Below are 20,196 nucleotides of genomic sequence, written 5' to 3'. Positions count from 1 at the left end.
ATGCTGCTGGTGGAAGAATGCGCTGGCAATCCCATGCCAGGAGCCGTTTTGCCCTGCAACCGGCGACCCGTTCGCCGGTTTTTATTGGCCAAGAGGAATGCCTCGATGAAACTGTGCTGGATTCACCCGACTGCCCGTAACCCGGTCCTGGAGCCGCTATGGGCGACCATTCACGAGCGTGTCGGCGCCGTGGTTGCCTCAAACGTTCAACTGGACTTTCGCTTCCTGGCCACCAGCGGTGGCTTCACCCGCTCGCAGTATGCCGAGCACCTGAACTCGGTGCTGATGGTGGAAGCCGCCATGCAAGCCCAGGCCGACGGATACGATGGCGTTTATCTGGGCTGTTGGAATGACCCTTTGTGGGAAGCACGCGAGATGCTCGACATCCCGATAGCTTCGGTGGGCGAGCAGTCGATGCTAGCCGCCCTGGCCATGGGCCAACGGTTTGCGGTGGTCACGGTCTCCGACAAGACCGCCGTGGCCATCGAGCGCGATATCATCGCCTACGGCCTGCGGGACCGCTGTATCGCTCGGCCGGTCCGGTCCATCACGCCCTATTCCGATGCACAGCTATTGCTGGAAGCCGTCGATGCGCCGGCACGGCAATTCATTCCTCGTTTCGAGGCTGCGGCGCACGCGTGCATCAGCGACGGGGCAGACGTGATCCTGGTGGGCTGTGCCTATTACGGGCCACTGTTGCGTCGCGCCGGCTACAGCCACGTGCAGGGCACGCGCGTGCCCGTGGTGGATTCCTCCACCGTGGGGCTCAAATACCTGGAGGCAATGGTGGGGGTTGCCCGGTGTACCGGGCTGGTGAAAAGCCAGGCGAACTTGTTCGCCGGTGTCGCGCCTGAGTCCATGGCCCAGGGCCGCAAGGCCCTGGGGTTGCCGTAGCTGCAACTGCCTTTGTGGGAGCTGGCTTGCCAGCGAGCTTCTATGGCCCCACAGCTCGCTGGCAAGCCAGCTCCCACAGGATGTAGCAGCTGCCGCCAGGCGGCGTCCTGCAACCACGGTGAGCCAGGCACAACGCAGCGGCTCATGACGCGGCCTGGCGGCCGCTGCTACAGGTAGATTAGCCCTGCTGCACCCACGCCAGCCGCACCGCGAACCCGATCAACATCCCGCCAAACAGCCATTGCTGGACCTTCTGCGCGACGGCGCTGTGTTCCAGGCGGCGGCCCATCCAGCCGCCAGCGGTGGCGTAGGCTACGTCGAACACTGCGCCCACGCTCACTAATATCACGCCCAGGAGCGCAAATTGGCCCAGCACGGGCCCCTGGCCCGGGTGGATGAATTGCGGCAGTAACACCGAGCAGAACAACAAGGCCTTGGGGTTCAGGAGGTTGGTCAGCATGCCACGCCGCACCGCCGCCAGCCCCTGGCCCGGCGTGCTCTGCGCAGGCGGGTGGCATGGTGTGGCATGGCTGGTCGGCTTGAACATCCTGAGGCCGAGCCAGAGCAGATAGGCAGCCCCACCGAACTTGGCTATTTCGAACGTCCAGGGTAGCACCTTGAACAGCGATGCCAGGCCCACCGCCGCCAATGTGACATGAGCGGCACGGGCCAGGGCCAAACCCAAAGCGGTGGCCAGCGCCCGTCTGCGGCCCTGGCGAGCGCCGGTCTGCAGCAGCAAAACCATGTCGGGGCCAGGCATGAGAAAAATCATCGCAAGGGCGGCGAGATAGAGAACTTTATCGTCCATGGCAGCGACCGTCAGGGCAGGAAGTGAGGACAAAATTCTAAGCCGCATGGGCAAGGCAGGTGGTTGCGTAATGAACCGTTGAATTGGCTATCATTGGCAGATTGTGCCAATCAACCCCTGCTCAACTGGCTACCTATGCCAACTCAGCGCCCGGTCTACCCCAAGCTCGATGGTTACGACAAACGTATTCTCACCGCCCTGCAGCGCGACGGTCGGCTCACCAACGTTCAACTGGCCGAGGAGATTGGCCTGTCCCCCTCACCCTGCTTGCGGCGGGTTCGCCAGCTGGAGGAGGCGGGGGTGATACGCGGCTATCAAGCCAGCCTGGAGGCGGAAGCCGTGGGGCTGGGGTTGACTGTCTTCGTGGGGGTGAAGGTCGAACGTCACCATGAGGTCGAAGCCGAAAACTTCCGTTTGGCGGTGCTGGCGCTGCCAGAGGTCATCTCGGCGTTCCTGGTCTCAGGTGAGTCGGACTTCCTGCTGCATGTGGTGGTGCCGGATCTGCGTGACTACGAGCGCTTTCTTACGGAGTCGCTACTGAGGCTGCCGGGGGTGCGGGATATTCGCAGCAATTTTGCGATCAAGACCATCAAGCCTCAAGGGGGATTACCCTTGGGGCATTTGCCCTAGGTGGCGTGAAGCCGGGGTGGATTTGCTTCGCTCGGCTAGCGTTGACGGCTGGGTGCCGCTGACGCCGCCTGTGGCAGCTGCTACGGGGGGGGCGGCATGCCCTGTAGCAGCGGCCGGCAGGCCGCGTCAGCCGGCGACGATGGCGTAGGTCTCTATCTCGACCTTCTGCCAGGGCCGCAGCATGGAGTCGACCTGGATCAGGCTGCTGGCCGGGCGGATGCCGTCGAACACGTCGCTGTGGGCCTTGGCCACCTGGGCGGCATCGTTGATGTCGCGCAGGTAGACCACGGTGCGCACCACGTCTTCCACGCTCATGCCGGCTTCGGCCAGCACGTTGCGCACGGTGGCCAGGATGGCCTGGGCCTGTTCCCCGGCGTTGCTGTGCTCATGGTCGGGCGAGGCGCAGGTGCCGGAGATGTGCAGGTGGTTGCCCACGCGCACGGCACGCGAGTAGCCGAACACCGATTCGTACTGGCCGCCCGAGGAAATGTTTTGACGCGAGGTTGAAGTAGTCATCATGGGTCTCATTGTGGGAGAGGTTTGCCGGTGGAGTCCTTCACGAACAGGACGGAAATCAGGCCGACCACGGCGCCTGCGATCAGGTACCAGGCCGGTATCATCTGGTTGCCGGTGGCGTTGATCAGCCAGGTGTTGATCAGCGGGGCGGTGCCGCCAAACAGTGACACGGCGACGTTGTAGCTGATGGCCAGGGCGCTGAAGCGCACCCGGGAGCCGAACAGCGATGTCAGCGTCGCCGGCATGGCGCCTTCGAAGAACAGTTGCGCCAGGGTCAGGGTCAGCATGGCTGCCAGCAGCAGGGGCAGCGACTGGCTGTGCAGCAGCATGAAGCAGGGGATGGCCAGCACGATCAGCAGGGCGCAGCCGGCGATGATCATGGCCTTGCGGCCGATGCGGTCCGCCAGCAGGCCGGATACCGGGATCAGCACCAGCATGAACAGCGTGGCGGTCATGCCCAGGCTCAGGCTGAAGCTGTTGCTGTAGCCCAGCACGTTCTCCAGGTAGCCGGGGATGTACCCCAGGATGATGTAGTAGGTCACGTTGAACACCGTGACCAGGCCCATGCACTTGAGCAGTTGCGGCCACTCGTTCAACAGCAGGGTGAACAGGCCGGCTTTGGCCGCCGGGCTGTTTTTCAGCGCGGCTTCGTTTGCCTGCATTTGCTGGAACACCGGGGTCTCTTCGAGGCCGAGGCGCAGGTACAGGGCGATCATGCCCAGCAGGCCGCCGACGGCGAAGGGCACGCGCCAGCCCCAGTCAGCCATGGTGGCTTCGCCCAGCGTCAGGGTGAACAGGGTGACCACCGCGCCACCGAGCAGGAAACCGGAGATATTGCCGAACTCCAGCCAGCTGGTGAGGAAACTGCGGCGTTTGTCCGGCGCGTGCTCGGCGATGAAGGTGCACGAGCCGCCGTACTCGCCGCCCGTGGACAGGCCTTGCAGCAGGCGCATCAGGATCAGCAGTATCGGGGCGAACGCGCCGATGCTGGCGTAGCTGGGTATCAGCGCAATGGCGAACGTGGCCACCGCCATCAACGAGATGCTCAGCGACAGCGCCATGCGCCGCCCGTACTTGTCGCCGATGGGGCCGAACACCAGGCTCCCCAGGGGGCGGATGAGGAAACCGGCGGCGAAGGTTGCATAGATCGCCAGCAGTTGCGTGGTGGGGTTGTCGTTGTGGAAGAAGGTCTTGCCGATGATGCCGGCCAGTGATGAGTACAACGCAAAGTCAAACCATTCGACCATGTTGCCCAGGGTCACGCCGACCACGGCCTTGGTCATCGGGTTGCGCGAGGTCGAGGCCTTGGCGCGCGGGGTGGACCTGTCGTGCGACGTGGAGGAAACGTAGAGTTCGCCCATGATTTTGCCCTCTGGAATAATTGTAATGAGGCAGCTGTCAGGAGGAAGGGCAGGCCCACGTCTTGGCGCGTGGGGCCTGCGATTGGGTCAACGCATGAACACACCACCGGCGATGCACAACGACTCGCCCGTCACATAGGACGGCTTGGCGCCGAGCTGCCAGACCCAGTCGGCAATCTCGTCGACGCGGGCGGCACGCTTGAGCGGGATCGACGCAATGGCCGCTTCGATGCGGCCACCGGCACGGGTGCCTTCGGTGTCTACCCAGCCTGGCGCCAGGGCGTTGACCACGATGTTGTGGTCGGCCAGTTCAATCGCCAGCGAGCGGGTGATGGACACCACGGCGGCTTTCGAGGCGCTGTACAGCAGTTGGTTCTTGGACACCGTGAAGGCGTCCACCGACGCGAAGAACACGATGGCGCCGCCACCGGCGGCCTTCAAGTGCCGGGTGCCGATGCGGGCGATGTTCAGCGAGCCCAGCACGTTGATGTCGAAGATCTTGCGGTACAGGGCGTCGCTGTAGCTTTCCAGCGACGAGGTCGGGAAAATCCCGGCCGCGTTGATCACGGCTTTCAACGGCGCCTTGCCGTCGAGGGCGGCGTCGATGGCGCTGGTCAGCTCTGCTTCGCGGGTGATGTCACCCACGACCGGCGAGAACAGAGCGCTGGGCGCCTGGGTGCCGGGGGCGACGTCGACGGCCACCACGTGCCAGCCTTCGGCCTGGAAACGTTGGGCGACAGCCTGGCCCATGCCGGAGGAGGTGCCGGTGATGATGACGCTGGCGGTAGGTGCAGTAGTCATGATGAGTAGTCCAGTCAGGCCAGTTGAGCGATAGGGGCGGCGGGTTGCAGGGACAGTTCCATGACATCCAGTTGGCTCTGGGTGTCTTTGTAGCTGGCGAGCCATTCGCGCTTGATGATGTCGATGCGCGAGTCGGCCGGCTGCAGCCTGGCGAACTTGGCGGCCAGGCCTTGCATGCCGGCGGCGCGCAGTTTCAGGAAGCGCATCACCAATTTGGTCTGGTCGCAGTACACCGGCCATTGCGGGCCACGTGGGGCGCCCAGGCCGATGTAGAACAGGCCTTCAAGGTTGGTCGGCAGGGTCATGGCGGCGGTGCGCAGGGGCGCGCCGTCGCGCCATTGCAGCAGGTTCTCGTCCAGGAACGGCAGGCGGGTGTTGAAGCCGGTCGCCCAGACGATGGTGTCGTAGTCACCCTGGCTGCCGTCGCTGAAGGTGACGGTCTTGCCGTCGATGTGCTCGATGCCCGGGGCCACCTTGATGCGGCCGTGCTGAATCCAGTACAGCAGCAGGGTGTTGACCACCGGCGGCTGCTCGTCCAGGTCGTAGCTTTCCGGGGCGGGCAGGCCGGGGTAGTTCGTGTGCGAGCCGACGGTGGCCATGATCAGCAGGTTCATCACCATGTTCTGCTGTTCGGGCGGCAACTGGCCGAGGAACGGCAACTCACCGCGGGGCACGCCGAAAATGGTCTTGGGCTGGAACAGCTGGCCGCGGCGGATCACGATGGTGGTGTCGAGGCGCGCCTGGGCGGCATCCACGGCCAGGTCGCAACCGGAGTTGCCGAAGCCCACCACCAGCACCTTGCCTTCCACCTGTTTGACGTTGCGGTATTCACCCGAGTGAATGGACACGCCGGTAAAGCCTTTGCCCACCTCGGGGATCTTGCAATCCCACAAATGGCCGTTGGCAACCAGCACCCCGGCGTAGCGCTTGCGGGTGCCGTCGGCCAGGGTCACCTGCCAGCCCGCTTCGCCGTTGTCGCCCAGGGGCACCAGGGTGCGCACTTCGGTGTTGAAGGTGATTTTCTCGCGCAGGCCGAAGGTGTCGGTGTAGGCGTTCATGTACGCCTTCACCTGGTCGCGGCTGGGGTACACCGGGTAGTCCGCCGGCATCGGGAAACCATCGAAGCACGAGCTGCTTTTCGGGGTGATCAGGTGCAACGCGTCGTAGTCGGTGTTCCAGTGGCCGCCGATGTGCGCCGACTTCTCGTAACAGTCCACCTGGAAGCCGGCGTCGGTCATGGTCTTCAGCGCTGCCAGGCCTGCGGCCCCGGCGCCAATGATGCAGTACTGCAGTTGAGTGGACATGGTTGACTCCCCCTTCATCGAACGGTGCAAGCGCCTGTCATTGGCGTCCGTGGGGGCAGTATCCAACCGGCTTGCGTGCGGATGAATGGGTAAAACAAAGTGCTTCGTATAGGCGCAGCCTATGGCTACTGCGACTCCAGATGCGCATACAACGCCTGGATACGGCTGAGGTGGCTGCGCATCAGGTTCATCAGCACCCGGGTGGGCGGCGAAATGGGCGTGTCGTGGCGGTGAATGAAGCCGAAGACTTCGAAGATGGGCGGGTTGATCGGCACCCAGCCCAGGCGGTCATTGAAGCCCAGCTGATGCAGGATCGGGCGCGTGGCAATGACGTCGCCGAGCCCGCGGGCGGCCAGTTCAAAGCCGGTGACCTGGTGTTCCACCTCGATGATCGGGTCCAGCACCTCGCCGCCCTTGGCCGCCAGTTGGGCGAGCAGGCGGCGGATAGGGTCGGCGGTATTCCAGCGTGCTTCTGTCAGGATCAGGGGCGCGGTGGCCAGGTCGCGGATGGTTTTCGGGCCCTGCAGGTGGTCGGGGTTGGCGCTGATGTAGCCGACCTGCGCCGACCAGACCGGCTCGCTGACCGTCAGGTTCTGCTGCTTGATGGGCAGCATCACCAGGCCCGCCTCGATATCGCCGTGGCTGACCAACTCGGCGATCTCGGACGAGTTGTAGCCCACGATCTTGATGCGCATGTCGGGGTGCTGGGTGCGGAACTGTTCGATCAGGTCGGTCAGGAAGTAATGGTGCGCCGTGCCGAACGTGCCGAAGCTGGCCACCCCGCCACTGAGTTCGCGCACCGCTTGCACCGCCTCGTAGCCTTGGCGGGCGGCGGTGACCATGCCTTGGGCGAACGGCTGCAGGCGCCGCCCCGCCTCGGTGAGCACCAGCCGCCGGTTGGTGCGGATGAACACGTGGGTGCCCAGGTGCTCTTCCAGGCGCAGGATCTGCTCGGACAGCGACGGCTGGGCGATGTGCAGGCTTTCGGCGGCCTTGGAGAAGGTGCCGTGCTCGATCGCGGCCAGGAAGTAGGTCAGTTGTTGCAGGGTCATGTGAAGGTCAACCGTTCCTTGTCTGTTCGCGGCAGGGGCTGCGCGCTGCCGTGCATCATGGCCTAAATGGGCGGGGGACGTCGCCCCTGGGCTTGCTGAAACGATTCTTCAAGGCTATAAAAAACGCACAACTCCAAGAAAGGCTACTGCAATGACCCCGCTCAAACTCTTCGTTGCCCTCGGCGCCCTGTCCGCCGGCTCCCACGCCATGGCCTGGGATTACGTATTGCTCGACACTGACAAAGCCGCCCAGAACTGGCAGGTCACCAGCCAGCAGCTCGGGGTGAAAACCGCCAAACCGTTCAGCGTCACGGTGCGTACCCTGCACGGGGGGCGGCAGGAGGGCGTCAGCATCGTCGACATCGATAACGGCACGATGCAACTCTCGGTGGTGCCCACCCGCGGCATGAACGTCTTGCACGCCTCGGTGGGCAAGGTGCGCATGGGCTGGGATTCACCGGTCAAGGAGGTGGTCAACCCGGCCTTCATCGAACTCAATGGCCGCGATGGGCTGGGCTGGCTGGAAGGCTTCAACGAGCTGGTGGCCCGCTGCGGCTACGAATGGGTCGGCCACCCCGGCGTCGACAACGGCGAGCTGCTGACCCTGCACGGGCGGGCGGCCAACATTCCGGCGAGCAAAGTCACCCTGCACATCGACGAGCATCCACCGTACGCCATCACTCTGCGTGGCGAGCTAAAAGAGCAGGCGTTCAAGAAGGTCGACTTCGCCGTCGCCACCGAACTGGTCACCGAGCCGGGCAGCGTAGCGTTCGCCCTCAACGACACCCTCACCAACAACGGCGACTACCCAAAGGAATACCAGGCGCTGTACCACAGCAACTTCAGCACCCCGTTCCTGGAGCAGGGCGCGCGTTTCGCTGCGCCGGTGAAACAGGTGTCGCCGTTCAACGACAAGGCCAAGGGCGACCTGGCCGACTGGCAAACCTACCGCGCGCCCACCAAGGACTACGACGAAACGGTCTACAACGTAGTGCCCTATGCCGATGCCAAGGGCGATACCTTGACCGTGCTGCATAACCAGGCGGGTAGCCTGGGCGTGGCGGTCGGTTTCAACACCCGGACGCTGCCGGTGTTTTCCCTGTGGAAAAACACCGATACCCAGGGCCAGGGCTACGTCACGGGGCTGGAACCAGGGACCAGTTTTTCCTACAACCGCCGTTACCAGCGCCCATTGAACCTGGTACCCACGATTGGCCCGAAAGAGCACAAGCAGTTCCACATCAGCTACAGCCTGTTGGCGGACAAGGCCGCAGTGGACAAGGCCTTGAAGCAGGTGAGTGATATTCAGGGTGGGCGCGACACCGAAGTGCGGCAGACGCCGTTGGTGGACTTGACCAAGGGGTAGCCCCGGCCAACTCGTTGTCGCGCTGTTGCAGCGGCATGAGCAGAACTAATGCTTTTTTGAAATCAATTCGTTTTTACTCAACTGCCACCCGCTTTAACCTGCGCTCAGCTCTTCACACTCGCCAACGCCAAGGCTGTGAGGGAACGGAACGCTGGTCAATATTGAAAAGCAGGGTGGCAGTTGGAATGAACAATGAATTCACCTTCACGATCAGAAGCGTAAATTTTGATGAGCACTATTCGCCATCAAACAATACCCGGGTCACTACCAACTTCGCCAACCTGGCCAGGGGTGAAAACCGCCAGGAGAATCTGCGCAATACGTTGAAGATGATAGACAACCGTTTCAACGCACTGGCGCACTGGGACAACCCTGCAGGTGATCGCTACACCGTTGAACTGGAGATCATCTCTGTCGAGATGAACATGGAGGCCGGCACCCGTGGTGACGCCATCCCGCTGATCGAAGTGCTCAAAACTACGATCGTCGACCGTCAAACCAACGAGCGCATCAGCGGCATCGTCGGCAATAACTTTTCCTCTTACGTGCGCGACTACGATTTCAGCGTGCGGTTGCTGGAACACAACAACAAGCAGGCCGGGTTCAGCACACCGGAAGGCTTTGGCGAGCTGCACGGAAAGCTGTTCAAGTGCTTCGTCAATTCAAGCGCCTACCAAGCGCATTTCGACAAGCCGCCGGTCATCTGCCTGAGCGTTTCGAGCAGCAGAACCTACCACCGCACCGAAAACCAGCATCCTGTATTGGGCCATGAGTACCAGCAGGATGAATACTCGCTGACCGATGAATACTTCAAGCAAATGGGCATGAAGGTTCGCTACTTCATGCCGCCTGATAGTGCGGCGCCGCTGGCGTTTTATTTTACAGGCGATGTGTTGGGTGATTACTCCAACCTGGAGTTGATGGCCACGATCAGCACCATGGACACGTTCCAGAAAATCTACCGGCCCGAGATTTACAACGCCAACTCGGCGGCAGGTAGAACCTACCAGCCAAGCCTGACGCACCAGGACTACTCGCTGACGCGCATTGTTTATGACCGAGAGGAACGTAGTCGCCTGGCTGTCGAGCAAGGCAAGTTCGCCGAAGAACAGTTCATCAAACCCTACCAAGCCCTGCTTGAACAGTGGGCGGCGAACTGCGCGCTTTGATTCATTTAAACCAAGGTCTTTTTCATGAAAAAACTGTTGCCCACATCGACGGCTGGCAGCCTGCCCAAGCCTGCCTGGCTTGCCCAACCCGAGACACTCTGGTCACCCTGGAAACTGCACGACGAAGCGCTGATTGAGGGTAAACAAGACGCCTTGCGCCTGGCGTTGCACGAGCAGCAACTGGCCGGTATCGACATCGTCAGTGACGGCGAACAAACCCGTCAGCATTTCGTGACCACGTTCATTGAACACCTCGACGGCGTTGATTTCGAACAGCGCAAGACCGTCAGGATCCGTGACCGTTATGACGCCAGCGTCCCTACGGTGGTGGGCGCTGTCTCGCGCCGAAAACCGGTGTTCGTCGAGGACGCCAAATTCCTGCGCCAGCAGACCCGGCAACCCATCAAGTGGGCGCTGCCAGGCCCCATGACCATGATCGACACCCTGTTTGATGCGCATTACCAGAGCCGAGAAAAACTGGCGTGGGAATTTGCCAAAATTCTCAACCAGGAGGCCAGGGAATTGGAGGCAGCCGGGGTGGATATCATCCAGTTTGACGAGCCGGCCTTTAACGTCTTTTTTGATGAAGTGAACGACTGGGGCGTAGCCACCCTGGAGCGCGCCATCGAAGGGCTCAACTGCGAAACCGCCGTGCATATCTGCTACGGCTACGGCATCAAGGCCAATATCGATTGGAAACAGACGCTGGGCGCGGAGTGGCGCCAGTACGAACTGGCGTTCCCCAAGTTGCAACAGTCCAGCATCGATATCGTCTCGCTGGAATGTCACAACTCCCACGTTCCCCTGGAGCTGATCGAACTGATCCGGGGCAAGAAGGTGATGGTCGGGGCCATTGATGTGGCCAACCATGCCATCGAAACGCCCGAGGAAGTTGCCGACACCCTGCGCAAAGCCCTTCAATTCGTCGACGCCGACAAACTCTACCCGTGCACCAACTGCGGCATGGCACCGTTGCCGCGTCGAGTGGCCAGCGGCAAGTTGAGAGCGTTGAGTGCTGGCGCAGCGATTGTTCGCGAGGAACTTGCGAGCGAAGGTTGAGCCGGCCTTGGCCGCCTGATGGCGTTAGGTTTAAAGTCAGCTTTAAGGTCAAGCGTGGTGCAGGGTGGGGTTATGAGAATAGGCGAACTGGCGAAAATCAGCGGGCTGGCCCCTTCACGAATCCGTTTCTACGAGGCCAGTGGCTTGATTCACTCCGTCGAGCGCAAGGCCAACGGCTACCGAGACTACGCGCCTGATACCCAATGGGTGCTGGAGCTCATCACCGGTGCACAGGCGGCAGGTTTTTCACTGGAGGAGATCCGGCAACTGATGCCGGGGAACGCCAGCGGTTGGCAGCACGACGCGTTGCTCACGGGGCTGAAGCAAAAGGTGGAGGAAATCAGTGTGCTGCAGGAGCGGCTGGCGCAAAACAAAGCGCAACTTCTGCTCGTCATCAAGGGCATCGAAGCTAAGCCCGAGGGCGTTGCGTGTGGGGACAACGCGCAAATGCTGATAACTCGTCTGCGAGAAGAGGGGGCTACAAAAAGGTATTGACCTTAAAGTTCACTTCAATCTTAAGGTGGCCTCATCTCCAGTTGAGGACTGCCCCATGAATGTGTTCGACCCCCTGACCCTTCCCAACGGTTCCACCATCAAGAACCGAATCGCCAAAGCCGCCATGGAAGAGAACATGGCGGACGCCCACCAGGCTCCCTCCGAAGACCTCATGCGGCTCTATCAAGCGTGGGCGGACGGCGGTGTCGGCCTGATCATCACTGGCAACGTGATGGTCGACGGCCGCGCCATGACCGGACCGGGTGGCGTGGTGTTGCAGGACGATCAACACCTGGCCCCTTTCAAGCGTTGGGCGCGTATTGCTCGATCCGGCGGTGCGCAGGTCTGGTTGCAGATCAATCACCCAGGCCGGCAGATGCAGGCCAACCTCGGGCAAACGACGTGGGCGCCGTCGGCCGTGCCCCTGGCACTGGGCAACATGTCCAAGCGCTTCGCCATGCCCCGGGCGATGCCCCCTGACGTGATTGAAGAGGTCATCCAGCGCTTCGCGAACACCGCACGCCTGGGCGAAAAAGCCGGGTTCACCGGCGTGGAAATCCACGCCGCCCATGGCTATTTGCTGAGCCAGTTCCTTTCACCCCTGACCAATCAGAGAACGGACGAGTGGGGCGGCTCCCTGGAAAACCGCGCGCGCCTTTTGCTCGCCATCGTCAAGGCGGTCCGGGCTGTGGTGTCCGCGGAATTTGCGGTGGCGGTTAAACTCAATTCCGCTGATTTCCAGCGTGGAGGGTTCACTGCCGATGAGGCGAAAAAGGTGGTTGAGTTGCTCAACGGCCTGGGCGTGGACATGGTGGAATTATCCGGAGGCAGCTACGAAGTACCCGCGATGCAGGGTGACGCCCGCGACGGTCGCACCTTGGCGCGTGAAGCGTATTTCGTCGAATTCGCCCGTGACATCCAAACCGTCGCCAACATGCCGGTGATGGTTACCGGCGGTATCCGCCGCCGGCCGGTGGCCGAAAGCGTAGTGCGCAGTGGTGTGGACATGGTGGGCATCGGCACAGCGTTGGCCATCGACCCGCACTTGCCTCGTAACTGGCAGCAGGGCAAGGACAGCGCCCCGCAGTTGCCTGCAATCACCTGGAAAAACAAAGCCATTGCCGCCTTGGCGAACATGGCGGTGGTGAAGTTTCAGTTGCGCAAACTCAGCCGGGCTAAAAAGACCGATCCGAGCGTTTCACCGTTGCGGGCGCTGATCTTGCAGCAGCTCGCGATGGCCTTGCGCACTCGCCAGTATCGAAGATGGGTGGAAAAGTCTTCTCACTACAACGGCTTGGGAGACTTGAGATGACCATCGCAGCGCACGCACTGCTGCGTCTCGCCGATTGCCGTCCAACATCGAACACCTCTGCGCCCGAAAAATTGCACTCCCTCCCAAAACATCAGATGATGCCCCCATGACTACTTGCAGCCGCGTAACCCAGATGCACCCCATGATGCCCCCCTCGGCGGGCCATAGGGCGTTGCGCGCGTAAATCCCACGCATCCCCCCAAGCCCCGCCAGCAACGGCCGGGGCTTTTTCATGCTCCGGTCATGAACATCCATGACAAGGAGAGTGAGCATGTTGCAGATCCGCCCAGCCAGGTACAGCGACGCCGAGGTCGCTTTCGATATCCGGCTTCAGGCTATTCGACAGCAATGTATTACCGTCTACACGCCAGAACAGGTTCAAGCCTGGACACAGGTGCCCCTGACGGACCGGTACCGGGCCAGTGTGGCGCGCCAGTACCACATTGCCTGGTGGGGGGACGTGGCGGTTGCCACGGGGCTGATCGATTTCCAGTCCGGGGAGCTGGGCGCTCTCTTTGTGTTGCCCACGTACATGGGGCAGGGCATTGGCAAGGCCATGATCCAGCATCTGGAGCGGCTGGCGATTGCGGCTGGGCTTGACGAAATTCACCTGGACGCGACCCCGAATGCCACAGCGTTTTACCATCGGTGTGGTTACCTCGGGGAAGTTGGCGGCATCTATACCTCGCCTTCGGGGCTTGAGCTGGCGTGCACGCCCATGCGCAAGCGATTGGTTGGCTGAGGTAGGTCTGCAGCAGCGAAACAGCATCTTGCGCCGGCCGCCAGCACCAGCACCGTAGCCGCTGCCGCTGCCGCTGCCGCTGCCGCTGCCGCTGCCGCTGCCGCTGCCGCAGGCTGCGCTGGCCATCGACCACACTGGAAATATTTTTGGCGTACTCAGGGGCCAGCGCAGCCTGTCGGCAGCGGCTACAGCGTGTGGCTGAGCCTCAGCCGTCGGGGTGGATCGGCTGCTTCTGGCCGATAGCGGCCACTAGTGACGGGCATCAAAAGGTCCAAAGATGACGTCCGCAGGCTTGGAAAAAGGGAAATTTGGCAATCCCGTTCCCAAACCGACCCCCCGACTCTGCCAGCGTCAAATACACCGTTGTTTCAACGGCATATTTAGCGTCGGTTTGCCTCTTTACCGCCATCCTGGCTCATGCCCAGATTTTTCTTAAACCCTCGTAAGTTCATTGCGCCCAGCGCCACCTCCAGCGCGATCAGCGCGTAGGCATGATCATGCCAGCCCCAAATCACCCAGAGTGCATTGCTGAGTATGAAACACCAAAAACCGATGATGCGCCGCCTGGCCTGAGTGGAGCCGGTGAACCAGGCGGCAAAAATAGTGACCGCCATCGCCGGCCATTGCACCCAATCGATCATAGGATGGGCTTGCCACCAGTAACGCCGTAGCGGGTGCCGGAGATGTAGCTACCTTCGTCCGAGGCCAGCAGCACATAAATCGGCGCGGCTTCTACGGGTTGGCCAGGGCGCCCCAACGGTGTCTGGGAACCGAACTGAGTCACCTCTTCATCAGGCATGGTGGCCACGATCAGTGGCGTCCAGATGGGGCCCGGTGCAACGCTGTTGACCCGTATGCCTCGTTCTCCAAGTAACTGCGCCAAGCCGGCGCTGAAGTTGGCGATGGCGCCTTTCGTTGTCGCATAGGCAAGCAGCGTCGGCTTGGGGGTGTCGGAATTAACCGAGCTGGTGTTGATGATTGAGGCGCCCGCCGACATGAAGGGCACGGCGGCCTGGCAGATACGAAACATGGCGGTAATGTTGATATCGAAAGTCTTTACCCATTCCTCATCCGTGATGTCCTCGAAGCGTTCGTGGGTCATCTGAAAGGCAGCGTTGTTGACCAGCACATCAATGCGCCCAAAGCGGGCCACCGTATCGTCGACCAGTTGCTGGCAAACCTGTTTCTTCGCTACATCGCCTGGCAACAGCAAGCACTGGCGGCCAGCGGCTTCCACCCAACGCGCAGTCTCTCGGGCATCTTCGTGCTCGTCCAGGTAGGCGACGGCAACGTCTGCGCCCTCCCGAGCGAAGGCGATCGCCACGGCACGGCCAATGCCGCTGTCGGCGCCGGTGATGAGTGCAATCTTGCCTGCCAACTTGCCGCTGCCTTGGTAGCTTTGCTCACCGCAGTCGGGCACCGGGTCCATTTTGCGTTGCGATCCCGGCACTGCTTGAGGCTGGCTGGGGAAAGGTGGTTTTGGATAGTTGCGCATGCTTTGGGTCTCCTGGAACTTGCAGCGGGTATGTGCTTGAGAACCCTGAGGCGAAGCAAAAGTTGAGTCGGATTTCGGTCTACCTCGACCAGCGGGGCGTTGGGCGCGCAGGGCTCAGGGCCAACCACGCACTGTAATTGAGCTGAACTTTCAAGCCCGTGCGGCTCTCCCTTTTGGTAACGGCTTACCAAGGAGACCCCATCATGAAAACCACTCAACTGATCGGCCTGGCCTGCTGCGTTTTCATGCTGCACGGTTGCTTCAATGAGACTGATCACCCTGCCCAGGGCGCTGACCGCAGCAAGGCTTCCGTGCAAATGCAAAAACCGGATGCGCCCACTGGCGAGGCCACCCCGGCCGGCGAACCAGACAGAGCCAACCAGTAACTTTTAAATGTCAGGAGCCCTTTCATGGAAGACTTCAAACCCTCGCGCCGTTACCTGCTTCAAGGTGCTGCCATAACCGCCGCCGTCGGTTTCGCCGCACCTTCAATGGCGCAAGCGGCGACAGCGACTGCCACTGCGCCGTTGCGTAACCCGCAGGGTGGTTTCCCCAAGCCGCCGTTTACCGAGCAGTCACAACCTTGGCCGGGACTGGCAGGAAACATGAGCCCGCGCCCGGATCACGGCGAGCATAGCTATCAAGGCAGCGGCCAGCTGGTCGGTCGCAAGGCGTTGATCACCGGCGGTGATTCCGGCATTGGCCGTGCGGTGGCGATTGCCTTCGCTCGGGAAGGCGCCGATGTCGCCATTAACTACTTGCCTGCCGAAGAGACGGACGCCAGGGAAGTGGTGAAGTTGATCCAGGACGCCGGCCGCAAGGCAGTGGCGTTGCCCGGTGATCTGCGTGACCCGGAATTTTGTCGAAGCCTGGTGCAGCAGGCCCATCAGGCCTTGGGTGGGCTGGATGTTCTGATCAGCAACGCCGGCCGCCAGCACAGCTTCGATTCGATCCTTGATATCCCAGACGATCAATTCGACTGGACGGTCAAGACCAACCTCTACGCCATGTTTTGGGTCACCAAGGCCGCAGTTGCGCTGATGCCGGAGGGAGCCGCCATCGTCTACACCGCGTCGGTCAATGCCTACGACCCGTCGAAGAATCTGCTCGACTACTCCATGACCAAGGCTGGCATCGCCAACTTCAGCAAGTGCTTGGCCAAGCAATTGGCGGATCGAGGCATACGAGTCAACGCAGTTGCGCCTGGACCGTTTTGGACCCCATTGCAGGTCAGTGGTGGTCAAACCATGGAAAAACTGAAGGCGTTTGGCAGTGACACGCCGCTCAAACGTCCAGGCCAGCCAGCGGAAATTGCCTCACTGTACGTGCAACTGGCGTCGGCCAAGTCCACGTATGTGACCGGTCAGGTGTTCGGTGCCTCAGGGGGAGCCGGGCAGCCCTGAGTACCCAATTGCCGGTGGCGGGCTCGCTTCCCGGAAGGTAAAGGCAACTCAAGGAGTCATGATGCATCCTATGCAACTGCTTGAAGAACTGCTGTACGCCAGAGGCCCCGGGGGCGAAGAGGAAGAGGTGCGGGTGATATGCGAGCGCGAACTGCGCGAGCATTGTGATGAAACCTGGATCGATGATGCAGGAAACCTGATCGGGCTGATTCGCGCGCTCAACGCTCCCACCGACCATGCCCAAGCAGCGCGATCCGGCATGCTGATCATGGCGCATCTGGACGAAATCGCCATGGCAGTCCGCACCATCAACGACGATGGTTCATTGCAGGTCACCGCATTGGGCGGCGTCAACCCGGTCAACTTCGGCATGTGCCCGGTCGATATTCTGGGCGACGCCGCCGTGGTGCCCGGCGTGCTGTCGTTTGGCAGCATGCATGTGACTCGGCAATCGCCTCAGGGCGCCGACGTTCAGGATGGCAATGTGCATTGGCGGGACGTGCACGTGGTCACCCGGCAGAGCCGCAGGCAGTTAGAGGAGCACGGCATTCGAGCCGGCACCCGAGTGATGCTCAGCCAGCACTGGCGCAAGCCGTTTTACCTTCAGGATGCCATTGCCGCACACTTCATGGATGACCGCGCACCTGTGGTAGCGGTCCTCCAGACAGCCGCTATGGTTGCCCGAACGTCAAGCCGCTTGGCCCAGGATACCTACTTCGCTTTCACCACCATGGAGGAGGAAACCAACGCCGGCGCACTGTTCGCAGCACACCATTTGCCATGTCGCACCGCCGTTGCGGTGGAGGTCGGCCCGATTGCCGCAGAATATGGCACCGAGCTATCGGTAAACCCCATCGTCGTCGTTGGCGACGAAAAAGGCCATTACACCCGTTCGGTCACCGATGCATTGATTGCCGCTACGCAACGGGCTGGCTACACGCCGCAACCGGCGTTGCTGGTGGATTTTGCCTCTGACGCCAGTGCGATATTGGCAGTAGGGGCCCTTGGCCGGGCGGGTTGTATCGCCATCCCCACCGAGAACACCCATGGCTTCGAGGTAGTGTTGCCGGCAGGTATAGAGGCCTGTGCCAAGAGCTTGACCCGTTTTCTCATGCAGGGGCAAACATGATCGCCGTCACCGCTGCGGACTTGGGTATTGATATCAACGAGCCCGGTGGCAACGGCCTGTTTAAATGGCTGCTGGCCAGTTTTTTGATCGGCAAGCGGATTCGTACCTCCGTGGCGGTGAAGGCTTTTCATCGGCTGGTCGACCAGGAGGGGGTGGGCACGCCTGAACAATTAGCCAGGCGTAGTCATGCCCAATTCGTCAGGTGGTTGGGCGAGGCGGGCTATGCGCGATATGACGAATCCACCGCGAGGCGCTTGCGGGTATTGGGCCAGCGCGTTAGCGAGGAACTGCATCCGCAACTGTGTGCGTTGTGCACTGGGGCTCACGGGGTCGCCGACTTCGAGCGCTGGCTACTAAGCTTTGAAGGAGTGGGGCCCAAAACCGTGGAGATATTCATGCATGAAGCAGCGGGAACGCTACACGATGCTTCGGCTGATCTCCTCATGCCGTCTTGATCAGGAGCAACAACTATGCAACCACAAACAGAAGGTTTGGAAGAGCAAGGTCCCGATCGCGTGCCTTACGTCAACGACCCCGCCAAGAATCGGAAAGAACGCGATAAGCCTTCCGACGACGAGGCGGATGATGAGCCCGAGGACGAGTGAGGGGGCTGGATAGGTATGCGACAACCGCCTGAATTCAAAACAAATTTAGCTCTAGAAATACCGGCTTGATAGGAAAGTCTTCGCGAGAGAACTCCCTGACCCTCTCGGAAGCAACGCCCGGTGGCGGGCAGCGAACCGCTTCTAACGCTTGCACAACAAGATCATTTCCAGGTGGGAAGTACGCGGACATGTCGTCCCGTTCAATATCAAGAAGCACAATGAACCCACGGTCGGGCGTCACCTGACGGTCGAGTTGGTATCGAACCTCGCGAAGATTGCGCAAAGATGCGTATACCTGAATGCCACTACCAAGATATTTTCGGTGCCACTGATCCATAATCGTCTCTTGACACTCAACTATCCGTGACCGGTTCTGCAAACGATCCCAGTGCCTTGATCAGGCTCTCGGCTGACCATGGTTTGGCCAGGCAGACGATTCCAGGTTTCACCGGAATGTCCTCCAGAGCGAAGCCACTCATCAAAACCGTCACCGTCCCCGGCCATTTTTCCGCGACCATGCCGAGGAATTCCGCGCCGTGGAGCTGCCCCGGAACATCGTGATCCGCCACCACAGCGGCGCAACCCCCCGATTGCAAAAGATAAACCAGTGCATCGTCACAGTTCTGGAAGCTGTGACAAGTGTCGCTGAGATCGGCAAGGATGTCCCCCATTAGCCTTCTGAGCAATGGATCGTCCTCGACCACGACGATATCGCCCTCCAGGCGAAACGAATTCAGGACGCTGTTCATCATCGGTGGGGGCCTTGAGATGCCATGATTTCGTCATTCTAAAGTTGTGTCCGCGCGCTGCCAAATAGCTGGACCACCATTCGACTGTATTGGCAGCGCGACGTTCCCACGTCAGCAATTGCAAACTGGAGGCCCGTTTGCAGCTTTCTGTGCGTTACCCGTAAACGGTTACTGCTGCACCGCTTGTACCGACCCACCGTCCACTCGAACATTGCTGCCGTTTATGAAAGACCCCCGATGCGAGACCAGCAGCGCGATCACCGCCGCCACTTCCTCAGGCTGACCTCGGCGCTGCTGCACGATGCCGGGCCGCTCTTCCTTGAGAAAGCTCTCAACCGCTTGTTCAAAAGAGACGCCGAGCTTCTCGGCTCGCTTGCGCATCATGTCATTGGTCATTCCTGTTTCGATGAACGCGGGAGCCACGGTGTTGCACAACACGCCATGCTCGGCTTCCCTGTACGAGAGGTCCTTTACCCACGCAGCGAGGGCAGCCTTGGCAACGTTGTACACGGCCTCATCGTAGTAGGGCTGGGCGGCATTTTCCGAGGTGATACACACAAACCGCCCCCACCCGCGTGGGCGCATGCGTGGAATGGTGGCGCGTGCTACGCGCACCGAAGAGAAGAAGTCAGTTTGCCAGGCCTCTTCGTAGTCAGCATCAGAGAGTTCGAGAGGATCGCCTTTGGCACCGGTAACCCCGGCAGTGTGCACGACGATGTCGATTTTACCGAAATGTGATTCGCCATCAGCCACCACCTGGTTTACGGCTTGCTGGTTTGTGACATCTGCCGCCACCAACAGGCGTTCGCCGGGCAGGTTGGCGAACGCAGCCTGCAAGGCACCTTCATCACGATCGGTCAGTACCAGCAGGACACCTTCTTCGCTCAACAGTCGCGCTGTTGCCTGGCCTATCCCGCCACTGGCGCCCGTTATAAGCGCGACACGCCCTGTTATTCCAAGATCCATATGAGCCTCCTCATCGAAACAATGAAGCCGGTGGCATATCTCCGGCACTCATGGTTCGACCAACGCAGAACTACAGTGGCTCCAAAAAAATACTAGAAAGGGCGGCTGATTAAAGGTCCGAGAGCGTGTGCCACAAAACAGTTTGAATTCCACAAGGTACGCCCCCCTCCAAGACAATAACTACCTCGGGTATTTCAGGAGTAGCCATGAACACTCATTCAAAGGATCAAAATGGTCCAGCCCTAGACAATCCGGACTCATTGCCCCCCAGCCCGCTGGCTAGTGGTACTGGCTCAGATAAGGTCGATGAGCCTTTACCTCCAAGTCCGCTTGCGCCCAA

Annotated in this window: 24 protein-coding genes; 13 read left to right on the top strand and 11 right to left on the bottom strand. The window is 61.0% G+C overall.

What is annotated here, in order from left to right; genetic code table 11:
• Positions 1–894, top strand: coding sequence for an aspartate/glutamate racemase family protein (locus RAM80_RS04565; protein ID WP_416425048.1), 894 nt, complete (start codon positions 1–3; stop codon positions 892–894).
• Between the two features lie 178 nt (positions 895–1,072).
• On the opposite strand, the gene RAM80_RS04560 is transcribed toward RAM80_RS04565, so the two are convergent.
• The gene (locus tag RAM80_RS04560) at positions 1,073–1,702 is read right to left on the bottom strand and encodes a LysE family translocator (protein ID WP_416425047.1); all 630 of its coding nucleotides are present in this window, start codon (positions 1,700–1,702) and stop codon (positions 1,073–1,075) included.
• Positions 1,703–1,837: 135 nt separating this feature from the next.
• Between RAM80_RS04560 and RAM80_RS04555 the strand changes: the two genes are divergently transcribed.
• Positions 1,838–2,332 carry an Lrp/AsnC family transcriptional regulator gene (locus RAM80_RS04555; protein ID WP_416427412.1) on the top strand — a complete coding sequence of 165 codons (495 nt, stop codon included), beginning with the start codon at positions 1,838–1,840 and terminating at the stop codon, positions 2,330–2,332.
• 126 nt (positions 2,333–2,458) lie between these two features.
• Here RAM80_RS04555 and RAM80_RS04550 read toward each other — a convergent pair whose 3' ends face one another.
• From RAM80_RS04550 to RAM80_RS04530, 5 genes are all read right to left on the bottom strand, one after another.
• Positions 2,459–2,851 carry a Rid family hydrolase gene (locus tag RAM80_RS04550; RefSeq protein WP_416425046.1) on the bottom strand — a complete coding sequence of 131 codons (393 nt, stop codon included), beginning with the start codon at positions 2,849–2,851 and terminating at the stop codon, positions 2,459–2,461.
• A 5-nt stretch (positions 2,852–2,856) separates the two neighbouring features.
• Positions 2,857–4,209 (bottom strand): MFS transporter, encoded by a 1,353-nt coding sequence (locus RAM80_RS04545; RefSeq protein ID WP_416425045.1) that lies wholly within the window; start codon positions 4,207–4,209, stop codon positions 2,857–2,859.
• Between the two features lie 87 nt (positions 4,210–4,296).
• Positions 4,297–5,010, bottom strand: coding sequence for an SDR family NAD(P)-dependent oxidoreductase (locus RAM80_RS04540; RefSeq protein WP_416425044.1), 714 nt, complete (start codon positions 5,008–5,010; stop codon positions 4,297–4,299).
• 14 nt (positions 5,011–5,024) lie between these two features.
• Entirely contained in the window at positions 5,025–6,314 is a 1,290-nt protein-coding gene (locus RAM80_RS04535) for a flavin-containing monooxygenase (RefSeq protein WP_416425043.1), read from the bottom strand.
• 125 nt (positions 6,315–6,439) lie between these two features.
• Entirely contained in the window at positions 6,440–7,366 is a 927-nt protein-coding gene (locus RAM80_RS04530; RefSeq protein WP_416425042.1) for a LysR family transcriptional regulator, read from the bottom strand.
• Between the two features lie 151 nt (positions 7,367–7,517).
• Between RAM80_RS04530 and RAM80_RS04525 the strand changes: the two genes are divergently transcribed.
• The 6 genes from RAM80_RS04525 to RAM80_RS04500 all read left to right on the top strand — a co-directional run bounded on the left by RAM80_RS04525 (position 7,518) and on the right by RAM80_RS04500 (position 13,509).
• A complete protein-coding gene (locus tag RAM80_RS04525; RefSeq protein WP_416425041.1) occupies positions 7,518–8,732 on the top strand; it encodes an aldose 1-epimerase family protein in 1,215 nt (404 codons plus the stop codon).
• Positions 8,733–8,917: 185 nt separating this feature from the next.
• Positions 8,918–9,901 (top strand): DUF1852 domain-containing protein, encoded by a 984-nt coding sequence (locus RAM80_RS04520; protein WP_416425040.1) that lies wholly within the window; start codon positions 8,918–8,920, stop codon positions 9,899–9,901.
• A gap of 24 nt (positions 9,902–9,925) precedes the next feature.
• Entirely contained in the window at positions 9,926–10,960 is a 1,035-nt protein-coding gene (locus RAM80_RS04515) for a methionine synthase (protein WP_416425039.1), read from the top strand.
• Between the two features lie 72 nt (positions 10,961–11,032).
• Entirely contained in the window at positions 11,033–11,455 is a 423-nt protein-coding gene (locus RAM80_RS04510) for a MerR family transcriptional regulator (RefSeq protein ID WP_416425038.1), read from the top strand.
• Positions 11,456–11,510: 55 nt separating this feature from the next.
• A complete protein-coding gene (locus RAM80_RS04505; RefSeq protein ID WP_416425037.1) occupies positions 11,511–12,767 on the top strand; it encodes an NADH:flavin oxidoreductase/NADH oxidase family protein in 1,257 nt (418 codons plus the stop codon).
• A 271-nt stretch (positions 12,768–13,038) separates the two neighbouring features.
• Positions 13,039–13,509, top strand: a complete 471-nt coding sequence (locus RAM80_RS04500; protein WP_416425036.1) for a GNAT family N-acetyltransferase — start codon at positions 13,039–13,041, stop codon at positions 13,507–13,509.
• Between the two features lie 380 nt (positions 13,510–13,889).
• On the opposite strand, the gene RAM80_RS04495 is transcribed toward RAM80_RS04500, so the two are convergent.
• The gene (locus RAM80_RS04495) at positions 13,890–14,150 is read right to left on the bottom strand and encodes a hypothetical protein (protein ID WP_416425035.1); all 261 of its coding nucleotides are present in this window, start codon (positions 14,148–14,150) and stop codon (positions 13,890–13,892) included.
• Complete coding sequence (locus RAM80_RS04490; protein ID WP_416425034.1) at positions 14,147–15,004, bottom strand: SDR family oxidoreductase; 858 nt, start codon at positions 15,002–15,004, stop codon at positions 14,147–14,149. The genes RAM80_RS04495 and RAM80_RS04490 overlap by 4 nt, the downstream gene beginning before the upstream one ends.
• A gap of 203 nt (positions 15,005–15,207) precedes the next feature.
• Here RAM80_RS04490 and RAM80_RS04485 point away from each other — a divergent pair, with 203 nt between their 5' ends.
• From RAM80_RS04485 to RAM80_RS04465, 5 genes are all read left to right on the top strand, one after another.
• Positions 15,208–15,390 carry a hypothetical protein gene (locus RAM80_RS04485; RefSeq protein ID WP_416425033.1) on the top strand — a complete coding sequence of 61 codons (183 nt, stop codon included), beginning with the start codon at positions 15,208–15,210 and terminating at the stop codon, positions 15,388–15,390.
• A 24-nt stretch (positions 15,391–15,414) separates the two neighbouring features.
• Positions 15,415–16,407: an SDR family oxidoreductase gene (locus RAM80_RS04480; RefSeq protein WP_416425032.1), complete on the top strand. Its 993-nt coding sequence runs from the start codon at positions 15,415–15,417 to the stop codon at positions 16,405–16,407.
• Positions 16,408–16,477: 70 nt separating this feature from the next.
• On the top strand, positions 16,478–17,536 hold the full coding sequence (locus RAM80_RS04475; protein ID WP_416425031.1) for a M42 family peptidase: 1,059 nt from the start codon (positions 16,478–16,480) through the stop codon (positions 17,534–17,536).
• The gene (locus RAM80_RS04470) at positions 17,533–17,991 is read left to right on the top strand and encodes a DNA methylase (protein WP_416425030.1); all 459 of its coding nucleotides are present in this window, start codon (positions 17,533–17,535) and stop codon (positions 17,989–17,991) included. Before RAM80_RS04475 ends, RAM80_RS04470 begins: the two co-directional genes overlap by 4 nt.
• A 15-nt stretch (positions 17,992–18,006) precedes the next feature.
• Positions 18,007–18,141, top strand: a complete 135-nt coding sequence (locus RAM80_RS04465) for a hypothetical protein (protein WP_416425029.1) — start codon at positions 18,007–18,009, stop codon at positions 18,139–18,141.
• 34 nt (positions 18,142–18,175) lie between these two features.
• On the opposite strand, the gene RAM80_RS04460 is transcribed toward RAM80_RS04465, so the two are convergent.
• From RAM80_RS04460 to RAM80_RS04450, 3 genes are all read right to left on the bottom strand, one after another.
• Complete coding sequence (locus RAM80_RS04460) at positions 18,176–18,478, bottom strand: hypothetical protein (protein WP_416425028.1); 303 nt, start codon at positions 18,476–18,478, stop codon at positions 18,176–18,178.
• Positions 18,479–18,494: 16 nt separating this feature from the next.
• Positions 18,495–18,893, bottom strand: coding sequence for a response regulator (locus RAM80_RS04455; RefSeq protein ID WP_416425027.1), 399 nt, complete (start codon positions 18,891–18,893; stop codon positions 18,495–18,497).
• A 165-nt stretch (positions 18,894–19,058) separates the two neighbouring features.
• On the bottom strand, positions 19,059–19,856 hold the full coding sequence (locus RAM80_RS04450) for an SDR family NAD(P)-dependent oxidoreductase (RefSeq protein ID WP_416425026.1): 798 nt from the start codon (positions 19,854–19,856) through the stop codon (positions 19,059–19,061).
• Between the last annotated feature and the right edge of the window lie 340 nt (positions 19,857–20,196).

It is taken from the genome of Pseudomonas sp. App30, from assembly GCF_047947025.1.
In the GTDB taxonomy this organism is placed as follows: domain Bacteria; phylum Pseudomonadota; class Gammaproteobacteria; order Pseudomonadales; family Pseudomonadaceae; genus Aquipseudomonas.
The sequence above is the reverse complement of the archived record's forward strand: the minus strand, read 5'-3'. Positions and strand labels throughout refer to the sequence as shown.